The organism is Streptomyces sp. NBC_00461 (assembly GCF_036013935.1).
Lineage (GTDB): Bacteria > Actinomycetota > Actinomycetes > Streptomycetales > Streptomycetaceae > Streptomyces.
In genome coordinates this window covers 8,149,791-8,167,338 of the sequence record NZ_CP107902.1, presented here as the reverse complement: position 1 = coordinate 8,167,338, position 17,548 = coordinate 8,149,791, and the positions used below count along the sequence as shown (strand labels likewise).

Below are 17,548 nucleotides of genomic sequence, written 5' to 3'. Positions count from 1 at the left end.
AGGGGTCGGAGGCACACATCAGCCGCAGGGCGCCGGGCGCCGGGCGCCGGGCGCCGGCGGAATTCCCGGTGCATCGCGCCGTACCGAGTCTGCCGCGCCCCTGCCCGCGGGGCCTGGCACGGTGGTTGGCCCCTGAGGTCATCCGAGGTCATCTGATGTCATGCGAGGTCATCGCCGGGTGGCGTCCTCGACGAGACGAGGACACCGGGGACGCCACCCGGCCGGCCGTCACGGCATGAGGTGGTAGTCCGGAAAGTTCCCGGGCGGCCGCTCCGCCGACGGGCCCTGCGTCACCGCACGCACGAGCAGTTCCCCGCCGACGAACGCGCCGCGCCAGGACGCTCCGAAGCCGCCGAACAGTTCGTCGCGGTCGCCGCGGGAGCGGGGCTTGCCGTGGCCGACCTTGAACGCGCGGATCTGCGGGGCCAGTCGGTCGAAGGTCGCCCTGTCGTCCGTGGACAGCGTGGCCACGAGCGCGCCGTTGGAGGCGTTCATCGCCGCCAGCAGCTCCGCCTCCGTGTCGACCAGGACGATCGTGTCGACCGGGCCGAACGGCTCCGCGTGGTGGAGGGGTGAGGACGGCGGCGGGCCAAGGAGCGTGACCGGCTGGACGTACGCCGAGGTGTCCTGGCCGGGCAGGAAGCGCGCGTCGGTCTCACTGCCGCGGTGCAGCGGGACGGCGCCGCGGTCGATGGCCTCGGCGATCTGGTCGTGCAGCTCCTTGGCCTTGGCCGCGTTGACCACCGGTCCGAAGTCCAGTTGCGGATACGGATCGTCGCGCTCTTCGACGGCGAGCGGGTGTCCGACCCTGAGCGTGCGCACCGCCGGCAGGTAGGCCGCCAGGAACTCGTCGAACAGCCGCCGTTGCACGACGAAGCGCGGGTATGCCGTGCAGCGCTGCTTGCCGTAGTCGAAGAGCTTGGGGATCACCGCGGTGAGCGCGTCCCAGTCCGAGTGGTTCCAGATGCCCCAGGTGTTGAGTCCTTCCTGTTCGAGTACGTGCCTCTTGCCGAGGTCGGCGACCGCGGTGGCCACGGCGGCGCCGGTGTCGCGTCCGCCGACGAAGGAGACGCAGCCGATCTCGGGGGCTCGCACCAGCGCCTGGGACAGCTCGCTCCCGCTGCCGCTGACGAGGGTGGCGGGAATCCCCTCACGGGCGGCGAGCGCGCAGGCCAGGGTCAGGCACGCGACACCGCCGTCGGTCGGGGTCTTGGCGATCACCGCGTTGCCGGCCAGAGCCTGGACCAGCATTGCGTGAACGAGCACGCTCATCGGATAGTTCCAGCTCGCAATGTTGGAGACCGGTCCGTCCAGCGGGGTCCGGCCGTCGACCATCGGCTCGATGCCGTCGACGTACCAGCGCACCCCGTCGATCGCCCGGTCGACGTCCGCCTGCGCGAGCCGCCAGGGCTTGCCGATCTCCCAGACCAGCAGCAGCGCGAGGAGTTCACGGTGTTCGGTGAGCGCGTCGAGGGTGGCCGCCACGCGGGCGCGGCGCTCCCCCAGCGGGACGTGGCGCCAGGCGCGGTGCTGGTCGAGCGAGGCGCGGACGGCCTGGTGCGCGGTGTCCCGGTCCAGACGGGGCGGACCGGCGATGGGGCTGCCGTCGACGGGACTGGTGGCGGGCAGGGCCCGGCCGTCCGCCTGCCAGGCGGAGTTCCAGAGGTTGAGGACGCGGTCGTCCTGGAAGGCCTCGGGGGCCGCAGCGAGGCAGCGTTGCCAGGCGTCGGTCCAGGACGTGCCTGATTTGAGGGTGAGGGTACGGGTGTTCGGGGTGAGGGTGGTTGCCATCGGGTTGCTCCGCTCTCGGTGCACAGTCGGGGGCGGGAATGCGTGGCTAACATCGACTATGAGGGTTCTATCGCCCCTCTTCGAGACGGGCGAGCACAAGTTTCGCCGTCTCGGTCGGTGTGCTTCCCACACTCACCCCGGCCGCATCCAGCGCCTCCTGCTTCGCCCGTGCGGTGCCGGAGGACCCGGACACGATGGCTCCCGCGTGTCCCATCGTTTTGCCCTCGGGGGCGGTGAACCCGGCGATGTAGCCGACGACGGGCTTGGTGACGTGGGCGCGCACGTACGCGGCCGCGCGTTCCTCGGCGTCGCCGCCGATCTCGCCGATGAGGACGATCAGATCGGTGTCGGGGTCGTCCTCGAAGGCCGCCAGGCAGTCGATGTGCGTGGTGCCCACGACGGGGTCGCCGCCGATGCCGACGCAGGTGGAGAAGCCGATGTCGCGCAGTTCGTACATCAATTGGTAGGTGAGGGTGCCGGACTTGGACACCAGGCCGATGCGGCCGGGCTTGGTGATGTCGGAGGGGATGATGCCCGCGTTGGACTGGCCGGGGGTGATCAGGCCCGGGCAGTTGGGGCCGATGACGCGCGTGCCCTTCGCCTTCGCGTGGGCGTGGAAGGCGACGGAGTCATGGACGGGGATGCCCTCGGTGATGACGACCGCGAGGCCGATGCCGGCGTCGGCGGCCTCGATGACGGCCGCTTTGGCGAAGGCGGGCGGCACGAAGACGACGGTGACGTCGGCACCGGTCGCGTGGATGCCTTCGGCGACCGTCCCGAAGACGGGGACGGTCATGGGGACGCCTCCCGGGCCGTTCAGGAACTGGGGGATGTCGAAGTCGACGGTGTGGCCCGCCTTGCGCGGGTTGACGCCGCCGACGACGTTCGTTCCGGCCGCCAGCATGCGCCGGGTGTGCTTCATGCCTTCGCCGCCGGTCATGCCCTGGACGAGGACCTTGCTCTCCTTGGTGAGGTAGATGGCCATGTCGGGCTCCTTCAACCAGTGGTGGCGAGTCGGGCGGCGCGGCGGGCGGCGCCGTCCATGGTCGTAGCCTGCTGGACCAGGGGATGCGCGCGCTCGTCGAGGATGGCGCGGCCGCGGGCCGCGTTGTTGCCGTCGAGGCGCACGACCAGCGGTCTGGTCAACCGGACGGCGTCCAGCGCCTGCACGATGCCGTCGGCGACCGCGTCGCAGGCGGTGATTCCGCCGAAGACGTTGACGAAGACCGACTTCACGGCCGGGTCGGAGAGGATGACCGAGAGGCCGTCGGCCATGATCTGGGCGGAGGCCCCGCCGCCGATGTCGAGGAAGTTCGCGGGCCGCGCTCCGCAGCCCGCGACCACGTCGAGGGTCGACATGACCAGGCCGGCGCCGTTGCCGATGATGCCGACCTCGCCGTCCAGTTTCACGTAGTTGAGGCCCTTGGCTGCTGCCGTCGCCTCCAGCGCGACGTCGTGCTCCACGTCCTGCGTGCCCCAGCGTGCTTGCCGGAAGCGGGCGTTGTCGTCGAGGGTGACCTTGCCGTCGAGGGCGAGGATCTGCCCCTGCTTCGTCATCACGAGCGGGTTGACCTCGACGAGCAGCGCGTCCTCGCGGACGAGTACCTCCCACAGTCGTACGAGAACGTCGACGGTCTGCGGCGGCAGCGCCGCAGCCTCGGCGATCTCACCCGCCTTCGCCGAGGTGACGCCCTCCGCCGGGTCGATGTGGATACGGGCGACGGCCTCCGGGCGGCTCGCGGCGACCTCCTCGATCTCCATGCCGCCCTCGGCCGAGGCGATCGCGAGGAAGGTGCCCGCCGCGCGGTCGAGCACGTAGGAGACGTAGAACTCGCTCTCGCCGGCCGCGAATTCAACGGGCTGGGCCAGCATCACCTTGCCGACCGTGTGGCCCTTGATGTCCATGCCGAGGATCTGGCGTGCCGTGAGCTCCGCGGCGGCCGGGTCGGCAGCGAGCTTCACGCCGCCCGCTTTGCCCCGCCCACCGGTCTTCACCTGGGCTTTCACCACTACTCGCCCGCCCAGCCTGCGGGCGATCTCGCGTGCCTCCCTGGGCGAGTCGGTGACCTCGGCCCTCGGCACCACGATGCCGTGTTCCTCGAAGAGTTCCCTTGCCTGGTGTTCGTACAGGTCCATTCCGGCTCCTGTCTGTTGGATCTTCCGGGGGCCGACCCCAGGTCCCCGAAAAGTGCCGCACGCCCCCTGGACACCACCCACCGGATGCGGGATAACAAGCTTCATACAGTATTCGTCGACTGTATGCAATGTACGAGAGAGCGTTCCAACCCCCTACGAAGGGACAGGACTTCGCCATGCCCGACGACACCCAGGACGTGATTTCCGGTGGTCATCTCGTTGCCAAGGCACTCAAGGCCGAGGGGGTCGACCGCATCTACACGCTGTGCGGCGGCCACATCATCGACATCTACGACGGCTGCGTCGACGAGGGCATAGAGGTCGTCGACGTCCGCCACGAGCAGGTCGCCGCCCATGCCGCCGACGGTTACGCCCGCCTCACCGGCAAACCCGGCTGCGCGGTCGTCACCGCGGGTCCTGGCACGACGGACGCCGTCACCGGTGTCGCCAACGCCTTCCGCGCGGAGTCCCCGATGCTGCTGATCGGCGGCCAGGGCGCCCTCACCCAGCACAAGATGGGGTCCCTGCAGGACCTGCCGCACGTCGACATGATGACGCCGATCACCAAGTTCGCGGCGGCCGTGCCGGACACGGCCCGCGCCGCCGACATGGTGTCGATGGCGTTCCGCGAGTGCTATCACGGTGCGCCCGGGCCCTCCTTCCTGGAGATCCCGCGCGACGTGCTGGACGCCAAGGTGCCGGTGAGCAAGGCGCGGGTGCCGAAGCAGGGCGCCTACCGCGCCTCGACCCGCTCGGCCGGCGACCCCGAGGCAGTCGAGAAGCTCGCCGACCTGCTCGTGCACGCCGAGAAACCGGCCATCCTGCTCGGCAGCCAGGTCTGGACGACCAGGGGCACCGAAGCCGCCATCGACCTCGTACGGGCCCTGAACATCCCGGCCTACATGAACGGTGCCGGCCGCGGCACCCTCCCACCCGGCGACCCGCACCACTTCCAGCTGTCGCGCCGCTACGCCTTCTCCAACGCCGATGTCATCGTCATCGTCGGCACGCCCTTCGACTTCCGCATGGGCTACGGCAAGCGGCTGTCGCCGGAGGCGACCGTCGTGCAGATCGACCTCGACTACCGGACGGTGGGCAAGAACCGCGACATCGACCTCGGGATCGTCGGCGACGCGGGACTCGTCCTCAAGTCGGTCGCCGACGCCGCTTCGGGGCGCATCAACGGCGGTGCGTCCAGGCGCAAGGAGTGGATCGACGAGCTGCGCGCGGCCGAGCAGAGCGCCATCGAGAAGCGGCTGCCGAGCCTGAGGTCGGACGCCTCACCGATCCACCCGTACCGCCTGGTCAGCGAGATCAACGACTTCCTCACCGAGGACTCCATCTACATCGGCGACGGCGGCGACATCGTCACCTTCTCCGGACAGGTCGTCCAGCCCAAGTCACCCGGGCACTGGATGGACCCGGGCCCGCTCGGCACCCTCGGCGTCGGCGTCCCCTTCGTGCTCGCGGCCAAGCAGGCCCGCCCCGACAAGGAGGTGGTGGCCCTCTTCGGCGACGGCGCCTTCTCCCTCACCGGCTGGGACTTCGAGACTCTCGTCCGCTACGACCTCCCCTTCGTCGGCATCGTCGGCAACAACTCCTCCATGAACCAGATCCGCTACGGCCAGGCCCAGAAGTACGGCCTGGAGCGCGAGCGGATCGGCAACACCCTCGGCGACGTCCACTACGACAAGTTCGCCCAGATGCTGGGCGGTTACGGCGAGGAGGTCCGCGACCCCGCCGACATCGGCCCGGCGCTGCGGCGTGCCCGCGAGTCGGGCAAGCCGTCGCTGATCAACGTCTGGGTCGACCCGGACGCATACGCCCCCGGAACCATGAACCAGACCATGTACAAGTGAGGTGGCCCGCATGACTGGAACGCCCACCAAGGCCCTCGCAGGCATCCGCGTCCTCGACATGACCCACGTCCAGTCCGGGCCGTCCGCGACCCAGCTGCTCGCCTGGCTCGGCGCGGACGTCGTCAAACTGGAGGCGCCGACCGGTGACATCACGCGCGGGCAGTTGCGCGACCTCCCGGACGTCGACTCCCTCTACTTCACGATGCTCAACTGCAACAAGCGGAGCATCACCCTCAACACCAAGACCGAGCGCGGCAAGGAGATCCTCACCGAGCTGATCCGGCGCTCGGACGTCATGGTCGAGAACTTCGGACCGGGCGCGGTCGACCGTATGGGCTTCACCTGGGACCGCATCCAGGAGATCAATCCGCGAATCGTCTATGCCTCCATCAAGGGGTTCGGCGAGGGCCCGTACACCAACTTCAAGGCGTACGAGGTCGTCGCACAGGCCATGGGCGGGTCGATGTCGACCACCGGTTTCGAGGACGGGCCGCCGCTGGCGACGGGGGCCCAGATCGGGGACTCGGGCACGGGCGTCCACGCCGTGGCGGGGATACTCGCGGCGCTGTTCCAGCGTGAGCACACCGGGCGTGGTCAGCGGGTGAACGTGGCCATGCAGCACGCTGTGCTCAACCTCTGCCGGGTGAAGCTGCGCGATCAGCAGCGTCTGGTCCACGGCCCACTCGCTGAATATCCCAACGACGACTTCGGCACCGAGGTTCCCAGGTCCGGAAACGCGTCCGGCGGGGGCCAGCCCGGCTGGGCGGTCAAGTGCGCGCCGGGCGGCCCCAACGACTACGTGTACGTCATCGTGCAGCCCGTCGGCTGGAAGCCGCTGAGCGAGCTCATCGGCCGGCCGGAGCTGGCGGAGGACCCCGAGTGGGCGACGCCCGCGGCCCGGCTGCCCAAGCTCAACAAGATGTTCCAGCTGATCGAGGAGTGGTCCTCGACGCTGCCCAAGTGGGAGGTGCTGGAGCGGCTCAACGCCCACAACATCCCGTGCGGGCCGATCCTGTCCACCAGGGAGATCATCGAGGACGCCTCGCTGGTCGCCAACGAGATGGTCGTCACCGTGCCGCACCCCGAGCGGGGCGAGTTCGTGACGGTGGGCAGCCCCCTCAAGCTCTCCGACTCCCCCGTGCAGGTGACCGGTTCACCCCTGCTCGGCGAGCACAACGCAGAGGTCTACATCGGCGAACTCGGCCTCGGCGACGAGGAACTGCGCCTGCTCAAGTCGAACGGAGTGATCTGACGTGATGGCCGAAGACCGGGAGCTGAGGGTGCAGTCGCTCCTCGACGCTGTGCGGGCCGAGGGGCGGACCGCGCTCACCGCGCCCGAGGGCAAGGTGATCGCCGACGCGTACGGGATCGCCGTCCCCGGGGAGGAGTTGGCGACCGACGTCGACGAGGCCGTGTCGTACGCGGCGCGGTTCGGCGGGCCCGTCGTGATGAAGATCGTCTCTCCGGACATCCTGCACAAGACCGACGCGGGCGGGGTGATCGTCGGCGTCGAGGGCGCTGCGGACGTGCGGGCCGCGTTCCACAAGATCATCGAGAACGCGCGCGCGTACGCCGCGTCCGCGCGCATTGAAGGCGTACAGGTCCAGGAGTTGCTCCCGCAGGGGCAGGAGGTCATCGTCGGCGCGGTGACGGACCCGACGTTCGGGAAGGTCGTCGCGTTCGGGCTCGGCGGGGTGCTCGTCGAGGTCCTCAAGGACGTCACGTTCCGGCTGGCGCCCGTGAGTGCCGACGAGGCGCTGTCCATGCTGGACTCGATCAGGGCGGCGGAGATCCTGCGCGGTGTGCGCGGCCGGGCGGGCGTGGACCGGTGGGCGATCGCCGAGCAGATCCGCCGGGTGTCCCAACTGGTCGCGGACTTCCCGGAGATCGCGGAGGTCGACCTCAACCCGGTGATCGCCACCCCTGAGGGCGCCGTGGCGGCGGACATCCGCGTGATCCTCGCCGACTCGGTGCCGAAGCCCCGGCGCACGTACACGCGCGAGGAGATCCTCACCTCGATGCGCCGGCTGATGCAGCCCTCGTCGGTCGCCGTCATCGGTGCCTCCAACGAGCAGGGCAAGATCGGCAATTCGGTGATGCGCAACCTCATCGACGGCGGCTTCGCCGGGGAGATCCATCCGGTGAACCCCAAGGCCGATGACATTCTGGGCCGCAAGGCGTACAAGAGCGTCACGGACGTTCCCGGTGAGGTGGATGTGGCGGTCTTCGCTATCCCCGCCAAGTTCGTGGCCTCGTCCCTTGAGGAGGTGGGACGCAAGAACATCCCCAACGCCGTGCTGATCCCCTCCGGCTTCGCGGAGACCGGCGAGCACGAACTCCAGGAGGAGATCGTCGCGATCGCCGAGCGGCACGGCGTCCGCCTCCTCGGCCCCAACATCTACGGCTACTACTCGACGTGGCAGGACCTGTGCGCCACGTTCTGCACGCCGTACGACGTCAAGGGCGGTGTCGCCCTGACCTCGCAGTCCGGTGGCATCGGGATGGCCATCCTCGGCTTCGCCCGCACCACGAAGACGGGTGTGTCGGCGATCGTGGGCCTCGGCAACAAGTCGGACCTGGACGAGGACGACCTGCTGACCTGGTTCGGCGAGGACCCGCACACCCAGTGCATCGCCATGCACCTGGAGGACCTCAAGGACGGGCGGGCCTTCGTGGCGGCCGCGCAGGCGACCGTGCCGAAGAAGCCGGTCGTGGTACTCAAGGCCGGTCGTACGGCGGCTGGTGCCAGGGCGGCCGGCTCGCACACCGGGGCGCTCGCGGGCGACGACGCCGTGTACGACGACATCCTGAAGCAGGCCGGTGTCATCCGGGCGCCCGGGCTGAACGAAATGCTCGAGTACGCGCGCGCGTTGCCGGTGCTTCCCGCCCCTCAGGGCGACAACGTCGTGATCATCACCGGGGCCGGCGGCAGCGGCGTACTGCTGTCCGACGCGGTGACCGACAACGGACTGTCCCTGATGGAGATCCCGCCGGACCTGGACGAGGCGTTCCGGAAGTTCATCCCGCCCTTCGGGGCGGCCGGCAACCCGGTCGACATCACCGGCGGAGAGCCGCCGTCGACGTACGAGGCGACGATCCGGCTGGGCCTGGAGGACCCGCGCATCCACGCGCTCGTCCTCGGCTACTGGCACACCATCGTCACTCCCCCGATGGTCTTCGCGGAGCTCACCGCGCGCGTGGTGGCCGAGTTCCGGGAGCGAGGCATCGAGAAGCCCGTCGTGGCGTCACTCGCGGGCGACGTCGAGGTCGAGGAGGCCTGCCAGTACCTCTACGAGCGAGGGGTCGTGGCGTACCCGTACACGACCGAGAAGCCGGTGGCCGTGCTCGGCGCGAAGTATCGCTGGGCGCGGGCGGCGGTGCGGTTGGGGGGCGGTTCATGAGGTGAGCGAACACGGGGCCGGCCGGCAGTGCGGTCGGCCGGCCCGGGGACCCGTGCGCACGCGAAAGGCATTGGACAGGGGGCGCTGGCCAGAGCTTTCGACGCAAGGGGCACTGAGCGATGACAACCACCGACTACTCGACGTCCGTCCTCTACAGGGAGGTGACGGATCGCAACGGCCGCACGTACCGGATCGGCGAGTCCGATACGGACATCATGGGCCGAACACGCAAGTGGATGGTCATCCTGCCCTGGGTGGGCATGATGGGCATCAGCTCCGCGGAGTACGCGTTCACCTCGGCGGAGGACACGCTCCGCGAGGCTCATCTGTGGAGCAGCGGACACATCTTCTGGCTGATGGGCGTCTGGGTGTTCTTCCAGGCGGCCGTGGCCTTCCCCGCCGGGCGGCTGCGGGAGAGCGGCAAACTGCCCGCCCGTACGGCGATGCTGATCGGCGCCGCCGGCACGCTGCTGGGCTATCTGGCGCTGGCGTACGCGCCGAATGCGGCCGTGGCCTACTTCGGCTTCGGCATGTGCAGCGGCATCGGTGCCGGTCTCGTCTACGCGACCTGCGTGAACATGGTCGGCAAGTGGTATCCGGAGCGCAAGGGCGGCAAGACGGGCTTCGTCAACGGCGGCTTCGCCTACGGGTCCGTGCCCTTCGTCTTCCTGTTCACCTCGTACATGGACCTGGGCAACTACCGGACCGTGCTCGTCTGTGTGGGCATCGGACTGTGCCTGGTGGTGGCCGCGGCCGGCTGGGTCTTCAGGGATCCGCCGAAGAACTGGTGGCCCCCGCACGTCGACCCGCTGAAGATGACCGACGACCCGAAGATCCGCCGGGCGCTGGAGAAGAACCCGCCGGCGGTCAAGCAGTACACCCCGAAGGAGGCCGCCCGCACACCCGTCCTGTGGATGATGTGGTTCTGTCTGCTGTGCACGGCCGGCATCAACATCTTCGGCATCGCCTTCCAGGTGCCGTTCGGCAAGGACATGGGATTCGCGGGCGGGATCGTGGCCACTGCGATGTCCCTGAAGGCCGTCGTCAACGGCACCGGACGCGGTGTCGTCGGCTGGATCTCCGACCGCTACGGGCGCCGCAACACGCTGATCATCGTGTGCATCGTGCTCGGCTCGGCGCAGTTCGGCGTGCTGGTCTCCGGCCAGACGGGGAGCATGCCGTTCTTCCTGTTCTGCTCCATGATCTCCGGCTTCGGCGGCGGGGCGATCTTCCCGCTGTTCGCCGCGATGACGGCCGACTACTTCGGCGAGAACAACAACGCCACCAACTACGGAATCGTCTACAGCTCGAAGCTGATCTCCGGGCTCGTCGGCTCCGGTATGGGCGCGGTCGTCGTCGGCGCGTGGGACTACCACGGCGCGTTCGTGCTGGCCGGTTCGATCGGCCTGGCCTCGGCGGTACTGGCGCTCTTCCTGAAGTCCCCGGGCAGGCCGAAGGCCCGGCGCATCGTCCCCAACCCGCACCCGCTCGGCGAGGAGATGGCCTGACATGACCGCGGACCCCATCGCAGCCGGCAGTTCGTCGGCAGACCCCGACGCCGCACACCGTTCCTACCGTGAAGTGACCGACTCCCACGGCCGCGTCTATCGCGTCGGCGAGAGCGACCGCGACATCCTCGGCCACTCCCGCACGTTCATGGTCTATCTCCCGTGGATCGCCATGATGGCCATCAGCGTCTCCGAATACGCGTACGGTTCCGCGGAGGACACCCTGTCCCACGCGCACGGCTGGACGCAGAGCAACACCTTCTGGATCCTCAGCGTCTGGGTGTTCTTCCAGGCGGGCATCGCCTTCCCGGCGGGCTGGATGCGCGAGAAGGGCATCCTGACGGCGCGCAACGCCATGTACCTCGGTTCAGGGATGTGCCTGATCGGCTTCCTCTCCCTGTCGCACCTGGGCAACGTGTGGCTGGCGATCCTCGGCTTCGGAGTGGTGGGCGGCCTGGGCTCCGGTTTCGTCTACGCGACCTGCATCAACATGGTCGGCAAGTGGTTCCCCGAGCGGCGCGGCGCCAGGACCGGCTTCGTCAACGGCGGCTTCGCCTACGGATCGCTGCCGTTCATCTTCATCTTCAACTACGCCTTCGACACCGCGAACTACCACCGCGTGCTGGACCTGATCGGCTGCTACGTGATGATCGTCGTCATCGGGTGCGCGTTCGTCTTCAAGGACCCGCCGAAGAACTGGTGGCCCGCGGACATCGACCCGCTGACGTTCTCCGGCAGCCGGAAGAACGCTGACAGCCTGGCCAAGAACCCTCCGGCGGTACGGCAGTTCACGCCCAAGGAGGCCATCAGGACGGGCATGCTGCCCCTGATGTGGGTGGCCATCGTGATGACCGCCGGTGTGTCGATCTTCGGTATCTCCTTCCAGGTCGACTACGCCAAGGACGTCGGCTTCGGCCCGCTCGTGGCCGCCTCCTCGATGGGTGTCATGGCGGTCATCAACGGCGTCGGACGCGGCGTGGTCGGCTGGCTGTCCGACAAGTGGGGCCGCAAGTCGACCCTGGTGTTCGTCATCGTCGTCCTGGGGCTCGCCCAGTTCGGCGTGATCCTGGCCGGCGAGATGAAGAGCGAGTGGATGTTCCTGTTCTTCGCCTTCCTCTCCGGCTTCGGCGGCGGCGCGTTCTACCCGATGTTCGCGGCGCTCACTCCGGACTACTTCGGGGAGAACTACAACGCCACCAACTACGGGCTGGTGTACAGCGGCAAGCTGGTCAGCGGCCTGTTCGGCGGCGGACTCGGCTCCATGGTGGTCGCGGCCTGGGGCTACAACGGTGCGTACGCGCTGGCCGGCGGCGTCTCGATGGTCGCGGCGGCGATCGCGCTGCTGCTGCGGCAGCCGGGGCACAGCAGCGCGGACGCGTTGACTCCGCAGCCGCAGCCCGCGGGTTGACGGCACGCGCGCGCGTGAGGAGGCCCTCCCCGGCTGTGGGGAGGGCCTCCTCACGTCTATGGGTCGTCCTTACGCCTCTGGTGCCCCATGTCCATGGGGCACCGTGCGGCTCAGCACTTCTCGCACAGGGAGTGCAGGTACGCGCTGGAGCGGCGGGCGAAGGTGAACGACTCGGTGGGCTGGTCGTGTTCGGTCTGCCAGTGGTGGGCGAGGCGCTCGCCGCGCAGTCGGGTCACCGCGGAGATGAACTTCTGGTAGTCGATGTCGCCGTCGCCGACGTCGACCATGCGGTAGCCGAACTCGTTGGCCGGGTCGCTCACTCCGTCCTTGACGTGGAAGAGCGGGTAGCGGTGGGGCTGCTTGAGTACGTAGTCGAGGGGTTCGAAGGGCGCGGGGCTGCCGTCGGGCCGCGTCGAGAAACGGAACTGGCCCGCGTACGCCCAGAAGATGTCCATCTCCAGGTACACGAGACGGGGGTCGGTCTCGGCGAGCAGCACGTCGTAGAGGCGGACCTTGGGGTTGTCGGTGGCGAAGCCGAACTCGTCGGAGTGGTTGTGCTGGTAGAACTTCATGCCGCGCGCCTTGGCCGCGGCGCCGTAGGTGTTGAATTCCTCGGCGGCTCGCTTCCAGCCGTCGACGGTGTTGCCGTAGCGGCCCGGACCGGATGCGGTGCCGATGTGCTTGAGGCCGAGGGCCTCGGCGTCGTCCAGGACCTGGGTGAGGTTCTGGGCGAAGGTGTAGGCGTTGGGGTCGGCGGCGTAGTAGCCGACGTGGCTGCCGATCGGGTTGAGGCCGTGGTTCCTCGCCAGCCGCCTGAGCTGGGCGAGGGTGATGGGGCCCGCGGAGCCCTGGGTGTATCCGGCGAACTCGACCTCGTCGTACCCGTACTTCTCCAGTTCGGCGAAGACGGGTGCGAAGCCCAGCGTGGAGACCTTGTCGCGCAGGCTGTACAGCTGGATGCCGAGACGCCCGGGCGGCAGGACGGGACGTCCGCGGCCGCCGGTGGAGGCGTCGGCCGCAGTGGCGGCAGACGCGGTGGCGGGGGACGCGGCGGCGCCCAGCAGCGCGGCGGCGGTGGCGCCCGCGGCAACGCCTAGCATGCCTCGTCTGGTGAGGCGGTGGGCGAGTTCGGGATCCGTCTGGTTGATGCGGCTCATGCCTGGAACTCCTCGGTGTCGGAGGGCGTTGTCAGAGGTGAGTGCTTCACTTGTGACCAGTCGGATCCCCTGGATCGGACGGGCCGGTGAGGCCGGTCTGTCAGGTGAGACCGGCGAGTTGGAGCAGCAGTGACTTCACATCGGTGGCCGCGACGCGGTCGCCGACAGCGCGGGGGGTGGAGCAGATGAGCAGCGGACCGTCGTCGTCGCTCGCAGGGAGGCGTCCGTGGCTGCCTCGAATAGGTGATGGGTCGAGGGGCACGACCGCCATCCGGTAGCGCAGGCCCAGCTTCTTGCGGGCGAGCGCCGTAGCCGCCTTGACCTTGACGTAGGGGTCGAGCGGATCCATGAACAACTCGACCGGGTCGTAGCCGGGCTTGCGATGGATCTCGACGAGCTGCGCGAAGTCGGGCGCACGGGCGTCGTCGAGCCAGTAGTAGTACGTGAACCAGGCGTCCGGCTCCGCCACGGCGACCAGCTCGCCGGAGCGCGGATGGTCGAGGTGATGGGTCTTCTTGCCCTCGTCGTCGAGGAGTTGCTCGATTCCGGGCAGGTCGGACAGTGCCACGCGGGTGGCTTCGAGGTCCTCGGGGCGGCGCACGTAGACGTGGGCGATCTGGTGGTCGGCGACCGCGAAGGCGCGGGACGCCATCGGGTCGAGGTACTCCATGCCGTCCTGCGTGTGCACTTCCAGCAGTCCGGCGCGGCGCAGGGCCCGGTTGATGTCGATGGGGCGGTCCGCGCGGGTGATGCCGTACTCGGACAGCGCGACGACGGTACGGCCCTCGGTGCGGGCGTCGTCCAGGAGCGGGGCCAGGGCGGAGTCCAGGTCGGCGGCCGCCTTGAGGGAGCGCGGGTCGTCGGGGCCGAAGCGCTGCAGGTCGTAGTCGAGGTGGGGGAGGTAGCAGAGCGTCAGGTCCGGGTGCCGGGTGCCCATGATGTGGCGGGTCGCGTCGATGATCCACTGGCTGGACACGAGGTCGGCGCCGGGGCCCCAGAAGTGGAAGAGGGGGAACGTGCCCAGTTTCTCGGTGAGTTCGTCGTGCAGGGCCGTGGGTCGGGTGTAGCAGTCGGGTTCCTTGCGGCCGTCGGCGTAGTAGACCGGACGGGGGGTGACGGTGATGTCGGTGTCGGCGCCCATGGCGTACCACCAGCAGATGTTGGCGACCGTGTAACCGGGGTGGGCTCGGCGGGCCGCGTCCCAGAGTTTGTCTCCGGCGACCAGTCCGTTGTGCTGCCGCCACAGGAGTACGTCGCCGAGCTCGCGGAAGTACCAGCCGTTGCCGACGATGCCGTGTTCGCAGGGGTGGGTGCCGGTGAGGAAGGTGGACTGGGCGGCGCAGGTGACGGCGGGCAGGACGGTGCCGAGTGGGGCCCGGGAACCGGACTGGGCGAGCGTCTTGAGGTGAGGCATGTGGTCGAGGAGGCGGGGGGTGAGGCCGACGACGTCAAGGACGAGGAGCGGGGTGGGGTCCGGGCCGGCCCGGTGGGTGCTCATGGGAGTTCCTTCAGACCGAGGTCCGTCAACAGGTCGCGGGCGAGGGTGAGTTCGGCGGCGATGCCGTCGGCGAGCTGGGCGCGGCCGCGGGGCCGCAGGCCGGGTGGCAGCGCCTGCCAGGTGTAGGTCTCCACTTCGAGGTGGTGGGTGAGCGGATGCGGGCCGCCCACGAGCCGGGTCAGCGCGGATTGGAGTACGGGGAGCGTGGAGGTGAGGGGCGCGGCGGGGGCCGAATGCAGCGGGACGTGGAAGTGGGCGCGCCAGGGTGCCTCGTCGGGCAGGGCGTCGGCCGCGAGGGCCTCGCCGAGGTCGTCGGTGCCACGCGGACCGGCGGCGGTGGGGGTCGCTCCCGTTCGCGCGGAGTGGAGAGGGGGAGACATGCGGGTCTGGTGCAGGAAGCGGGGTTCGTCGAAGGCGGCGAGGGCTGCGCGGACCTCGGGGAGATGGGGCTGCTCGGCGTGCAGGGCAGCTGAGAGCTGGGATTTGACGATGGGGACACGGGCCTCGGTGAGTGCGTCCAGGGCGGTGTGCGGGTCTTCGAAGGAGGTGGCGAGGTGGCAGGTGTCGACGCAGATCCCGATGCGCCGGTGGGAGATCGCGGTGAGCGGGGCGAGGGCGTCGCCGGTGGTTTCGACGATGCAGCCGGGTTCGGGTTCGAGGCCGACGCGGATGGAGCGGCCGGTCAGTTCGTCGAGGGCGTCGAGGCGTTCGGCGAGGGTGAGGAGGGCCGCATGGGCCTTCTCGGCGCGGCCTTCGTCATAGGCGGTGCGCCAGGCGAGCGGCAGGGTGGAGATGGTGCCCTCGGTGACGTCGTCGGGGAGGAGTCCGGCGAGGACGCGGGCCAGGGCGGTGGTGTGGTCGAGGCGCTCGGGGTCGGCCCAGTCCGGCCTGTACACGCGGTACTTGACCTCCTCGGCGCCGAAGCCCTCATAGGGGAAGCCGTTGAGCGTGACGACCTCGAGGCCGCGCCGGTCGAGTTCGGTGCGCAGGCCGCGCAGGGCGGAGGGGTCGGTGACGAGGGCGTGTGCGGCGTCCTTGGCGAGCCACAGGCCGATGCCGAGGCGGTCGCGGCCGAGGCGGCGGCGGACGGGTTCGCAGTGGTCACGGAGTTGCGCGAGGACACCGTCGAGGGTTTCGGCCGGGTGGACGTTGGTGCAGTAGGCGAGGTGGACGGTGGTGCCGTCGGGGTGGCGGAATCGCATGGCTCACGCACCGCCGCGCAGGACGGAGTTGCCCTCGTGGGTGGCCTCCGTGGCGGCGATGTCGAGGTTCAGACGGCCGCTGAGTCCGTAGAAGGCCACGGGGTTGCGCCAGAGCACCAGGTCGACCTCGTCCTCCGTGAAGCCCTCGGCCAGCATCAGGTCGCCGACGCTGCGGGTCTTGAGGGGATCGCTGCGCCCCCAGTCGGCGGCGGAGTTCACGAGCACCTGCTCGGTCCCGTGGGAGCGCAGGATCGTGATCATCCGCTCCTCGTCCATCTTGGTGTCGGGATAGACGGAGAATCCGAGCCAGCAGCCGCTGTCCTTGGCTTCCTTGACGGTGGTCTCGTTGAGGTGGTCGACCAGGACGCGGTCCGGGGCGAGCGCGGACTCCTTCACGACGTCGAGGGTGCGGCGCAGTCCGGCGAGCTTGTCCCGGTGCGGGGTGTGCACGAGCGCGGGCAGTTCGTGGTCGGCGGCGAGCTGGAGCTGGGCGGCGAGGGCGGTGTCCTCGGCGGGGGTCATCGAGTCGTAGCCGATCTCGCCCACGGCCACGACCTGGTCCTTGACGAGATAGCGGGGCAGTTCGTCGAGGACGGGCACGCAGCGCGGATCGTTCGCCTCCTTGGGGTTGAGGGCGAGCGTGCAGTGGTGGGCGATGCCGTGCTGGGCGGCGCGGAAGGGCTCCCAGCCCAGAAGGGAGTCGAAGTAGTCGAAGAAGGAGGCGGGTGAGGTGCGGGGCTGACCGAGCCAGAAGGCCGGTTCGACGACGGCACGGACGCCCGCGGCGTGCATGGCCTGGTAGTCGTCGGTGGTCCGTGACGTCATGTGGATGTGGGGGTCGAAGATGCGCATCAGGACTCCTTGCCGTCGGTGCCGCGCACGCCGTGCCGGACGGCGTGCGTGGGTGGGGTGGCCGTAGGGTCGGTCAGGGTCAGGACGCGGTGCAGGTCTTCGGGCACGGGACGGCCCGCAGCGGTGCGTTCGGTGGCGCAGTCGCGAAGCATGCGGGCGAGTTCCGAGTCGGCGTGGGCGCGGCGCTCCAGGTCGGCGACCTCGTCGACGGCCACGCCGGTGAAGAGGCACTTCAGGACGGCGTGACGCCAGTGGTGGGGAGCGAGGTGCCGGGCTGCGTACGGGCCGACGGCGGCGGTGAGGATGCGGGTGTCGTTGGTGCGCAGGGCGTCCTCGACCAGCGGTAGGGCGTCGGGGCCATCGACCAGGTGGGGCAGGGCGTGCAGGACGGAGCGGCGTTCGGCGGCGGTGCCCTGGAAGTAGACACGGGTGAGGGCGCCGGTGCCGGCGCGGGCTGCGTGCAGGATCAGCACGCGGGCGGCGTCGGCGTGTTCGGGTCCGCACCGGCGTCCGGCTTCGGCGACGCGCAGCTCCCACACGGAGATGGGCCCGTGGATGCCGGGATGGGCTGCGGCCTCGTCGAGGGCCTGGTCGAGCCAGGCGCGGGCGGCTCCGCCGAGGTGGGCCGTCAGGTGCTCGTGCAGGTCGGTCGGCGAGGTGAGGGCGGGGGTGGTGCCCGGAAGGTCTGCCGCGGGGGTGTCCCAGGTGGTGTTCGGGTGCGTCATGCGGTGCTGCT

General features: G+C 69.6%; 13 protein-coding genes. 5 read left to right on the top strand and 8 right to left on the bottom strand.

Annotated features, from left to right (window positions below; all coding sequences use genetic code 11):
• Window positions 1–228: 228 nt before the first annotated feature.
• The 3 genes from OG870_RS37835 to sucC form a co-directional block, all read right to left on the bottom strand.
• Complete coding sequence (locus OG870_RS37835) at window positions 229–1,791, bottom strand: aldehyde dehydrogenase family protein (RefSeq protein WP_266525353.1); 1,563 nt, start codon at window positions 1,789–1,791, stop codon at window positions 229–231.
• Window positions 1,792–1,858: 67 nt separating this feature from the next.
• Complete coding sequence (gene sucD / locus OG870_RS37830; RefSeq protein ID WP_266843271.1) at window positions 1,859–2,776, bottom strand: succinate--CoA ligase subunit alpha; 918 nt, start codon at window positions 2,774–2,776, stop codon at window positions 1,859–1,861.
• An 11-nt stretch (window positions 2,777–2,787) separates the two neighbouring features.
• On the bottom strand, window positions 2,788–3,927 hold the full coding sequence (sucC, locus tag OG870_RS37825; protein WP_266591365.1) for an ADP-forming succinate--CoA ligase subunit beta: 1,140 nt from the start codon (window positions 3,925–3,927) through the stop codon (window positions 2,788–2,790).
• A gap of 176 nt (window positions 3,928–4,103) precedes the next feature.
• Between sucC and OG870_RS37820 the strand changes: the two genes are divergently transcribed.
• The 5 genes from OG870_RS37820 to OG870_RS37800 all read left to right on the top strand — a co-directional run bounded on the left by OG870_RS37820 (window position 4,104) and on the right by OG870_RS37800 (window position 12,103).
• Entirely contained in the window at window positions 4,104–5,786 is a 1,683-nt protein-coding gene (locus OG870_RS37820; protein ID WP_266591363.1) for a thiamine pyrophosphate-binding protein, read from the top strand.
• 10 nt (window positions 5,787–5,796) lie between these two features.
• Window positions 5,797–7,038: a formyl-CoA transferase gene (gene frc, locus OG870_RS37815; protein ID WP_266525345.1), complete on the top strand. Its 1,242-nt coding sequence runs from the start codon at window positions 5,797–5,799 to the stop codon at window positions 7,036–7,038.
• Window positions 7,039–7,042: 4 nt separating this feature from the next.
• Entirely contained in the window at window positions 7,043–9,187 is a 2,145-nt protein-coding gene (locus tag OG870_RS37810) for an acetate--CoA ligase family protein (protein ID WP_327692357.1), read from the top strand.
• Window positions 9,188–9,306: 119 nt separating this feature from the next.
• Window positions 9,307–10,695: an OFA family MFS transporter gene (locus tag OG870_RS37805; protein WP_266843274.1), complete on the top strand. Its 1,389-nt coding sequence runs from the start codon at window positions 9,307–9,309 to the stop codon at window positions 10,693–10,695.
• 1 nt (window position 10,696) lies between these two features.
• Window positions 10,697–12,103, top strand: a complete 1,407-nt coding sequence (locus OG870_RS37800; RefSeq protein WP_266591356.1) for an OFA family MFS transporter — start codon at window positions 10,697–10,699, stop codon at window positions 12,101–12,103.
• 110 nt (window positions 12,104–12,213) lie between these two features.
• Here the strand turns inward: OG870_RS37800 and OG870_RS37795 are convergent, their stop codons facing one another.
• The 5 genes from OG870_RS37795 to OG870_RS37775 form a co-directional block, all read right to left on the bottom strand.
• Complete coding sequence (locus tag OG870_RS37795; RefSeq protein WP_266843277.1) at window positions 12,214–13,260, bottom strand: sugar phosphate isomerase/epimerase family protein; 1,047 nt, start codon at window positions 13,258–13,260, stop codon at window positions 12,214–12,216.
• A 100-nt stretch (window positions 13,261–13,360) separates the two neighbouring features.
• Entirely contained in the window at window positions 13,361–14,758 is a 1,398-nt protein-coding gene (locus tag OG870_RS37790; protein ID WP_266843279.1) for a nucleotide pyrophosphatase/phosphodiesterase family protein, read from the bottom strand.
• Window positions 14,755–15,960: a metabolite traffic protein EboE gene (eboE, locus tag OG870_RS37785; protein ID WP_266591350.1), complete on the bottom strand. Its 1,206-nt coding sequence runs from the start codon at window positions 15,958–15,960 to the stop codon at window positions 14,755–14,757. The genes OG870_RS37790 and eboE overlap by 4 nt, the downstream gene beginning before the upstream one ends.
• A gap of 3 nt (window positions 15,961–15,963) precedes the next feature.
• Window positions 15,964–16,812 (bottom strand): TatD family hydrolase, encoded by an 849-nt coding sequence (locus OG870_RS37780; protein WP_266525333.1) that lies wholly within the window; start codon window positions 16,810–16,812, stop codon window positions 15,964–15,966.
• Window positions 16,812–17,537 (bottom strand): EboA domain-containing protein, encoded by a 726-nt coding sequence (locus tag OG870_RS37775; protein WP_266843282.1) that lies wholly within the window; start codon window positions 17,535–17,537, stop codon window positions 16,812–16,814. Before OG870_RS37775 ends, OG870_RS37780 begins: the two co-directional genes overlap by 1 nt.
• Window positions 17,538–17,548: the final 11 nt, after the last annotated feature.

Coding starts and splice junctions, on each gene's coding strand:
- OG870_RS37835 (WP_266525353.1), bottom strand. CDS start 1,791: ATGGCAACCACCCTCACCCCGAACACCCGTACCCTCACCCTCAAATCA.
- sucD (WP_266843271.1), bottom strand. CDS start 2,776: ATGGCCATCTACCTCACCAAGGAGAGCAAGGTCCTCGTCCAGGGCATG.
- sucC (WP_266591365.1), bottom strand. CDS start 3,927: ATGGACCTGTACGAACACCAGGCAAGGGAACTCTTCGAGGAACACGGC.
- OG870_RS37820 (WP_266591363.1), top strand. CDS start 4,104: ATGCCCGACGACACCCAGGACGTGATTTCCGGTGGTCATCTCGTTGCC.
- frc (WP_266525345.1), top strand. CDS start 5,797: ATGACTGGAACGCCCACCAAGGCCCTCGCAGGCATCCGCGTCCTCGAC.
- OG870_RS37810 (WP_327692357.1), top strand. CDS start 7,043: ATGGCCGAAGACCGGGAGCTGAGGGTGCAGTCGCTCCTCGACGCTGTG.
- OG870_RS37805 (WP_266843274.1), top strand. CDS start 9,307: ATGACAACCACCGACTACTCGACGTCCGTCCTCTACAGGGAGGTGACG.
- OG870_RS37800 (WP_266591356.1), top strand. CDS start 10,697: ATGACCGCGGACCCCATCGCAGCCGGCAGTTCGTCGGCAGACCCCGAC.
- OG870_RS37795 (WP_266843277.1), bottom strand. CDS start 13,260: ATGAGCCGCATCAACCAGACGGATCCCGAACTCGCCCACCGCCTCACC.
- OG870_RS37790 (WP_266843279.1), bottom strand. CDS start 14,758: ATGAGCACCCACCGGGCCGGCCCGGACCCCACCCCGCTCCTCGTCCTT.
- eboE (WP_266591350.1), bottom strand. CDS start 15,960: ATGCGATTCCGCCACCCCGACGGCACCACCGTCCACCTCGCCTACTGC.
- OG870_RS37780 (WP_266525333.1), bottom strand. CDS start 16,812: ATGCGCATCTTCGACCCCCACATCCACATGACGTCACGGACCACCGAC.
- OG870_RS37775 (WP_266843282.1), bottom strand. CDS start 17,537: ATGACGCACCCGAACACCACCTGGGACACCCCCGCGGCAGACCTTCCG.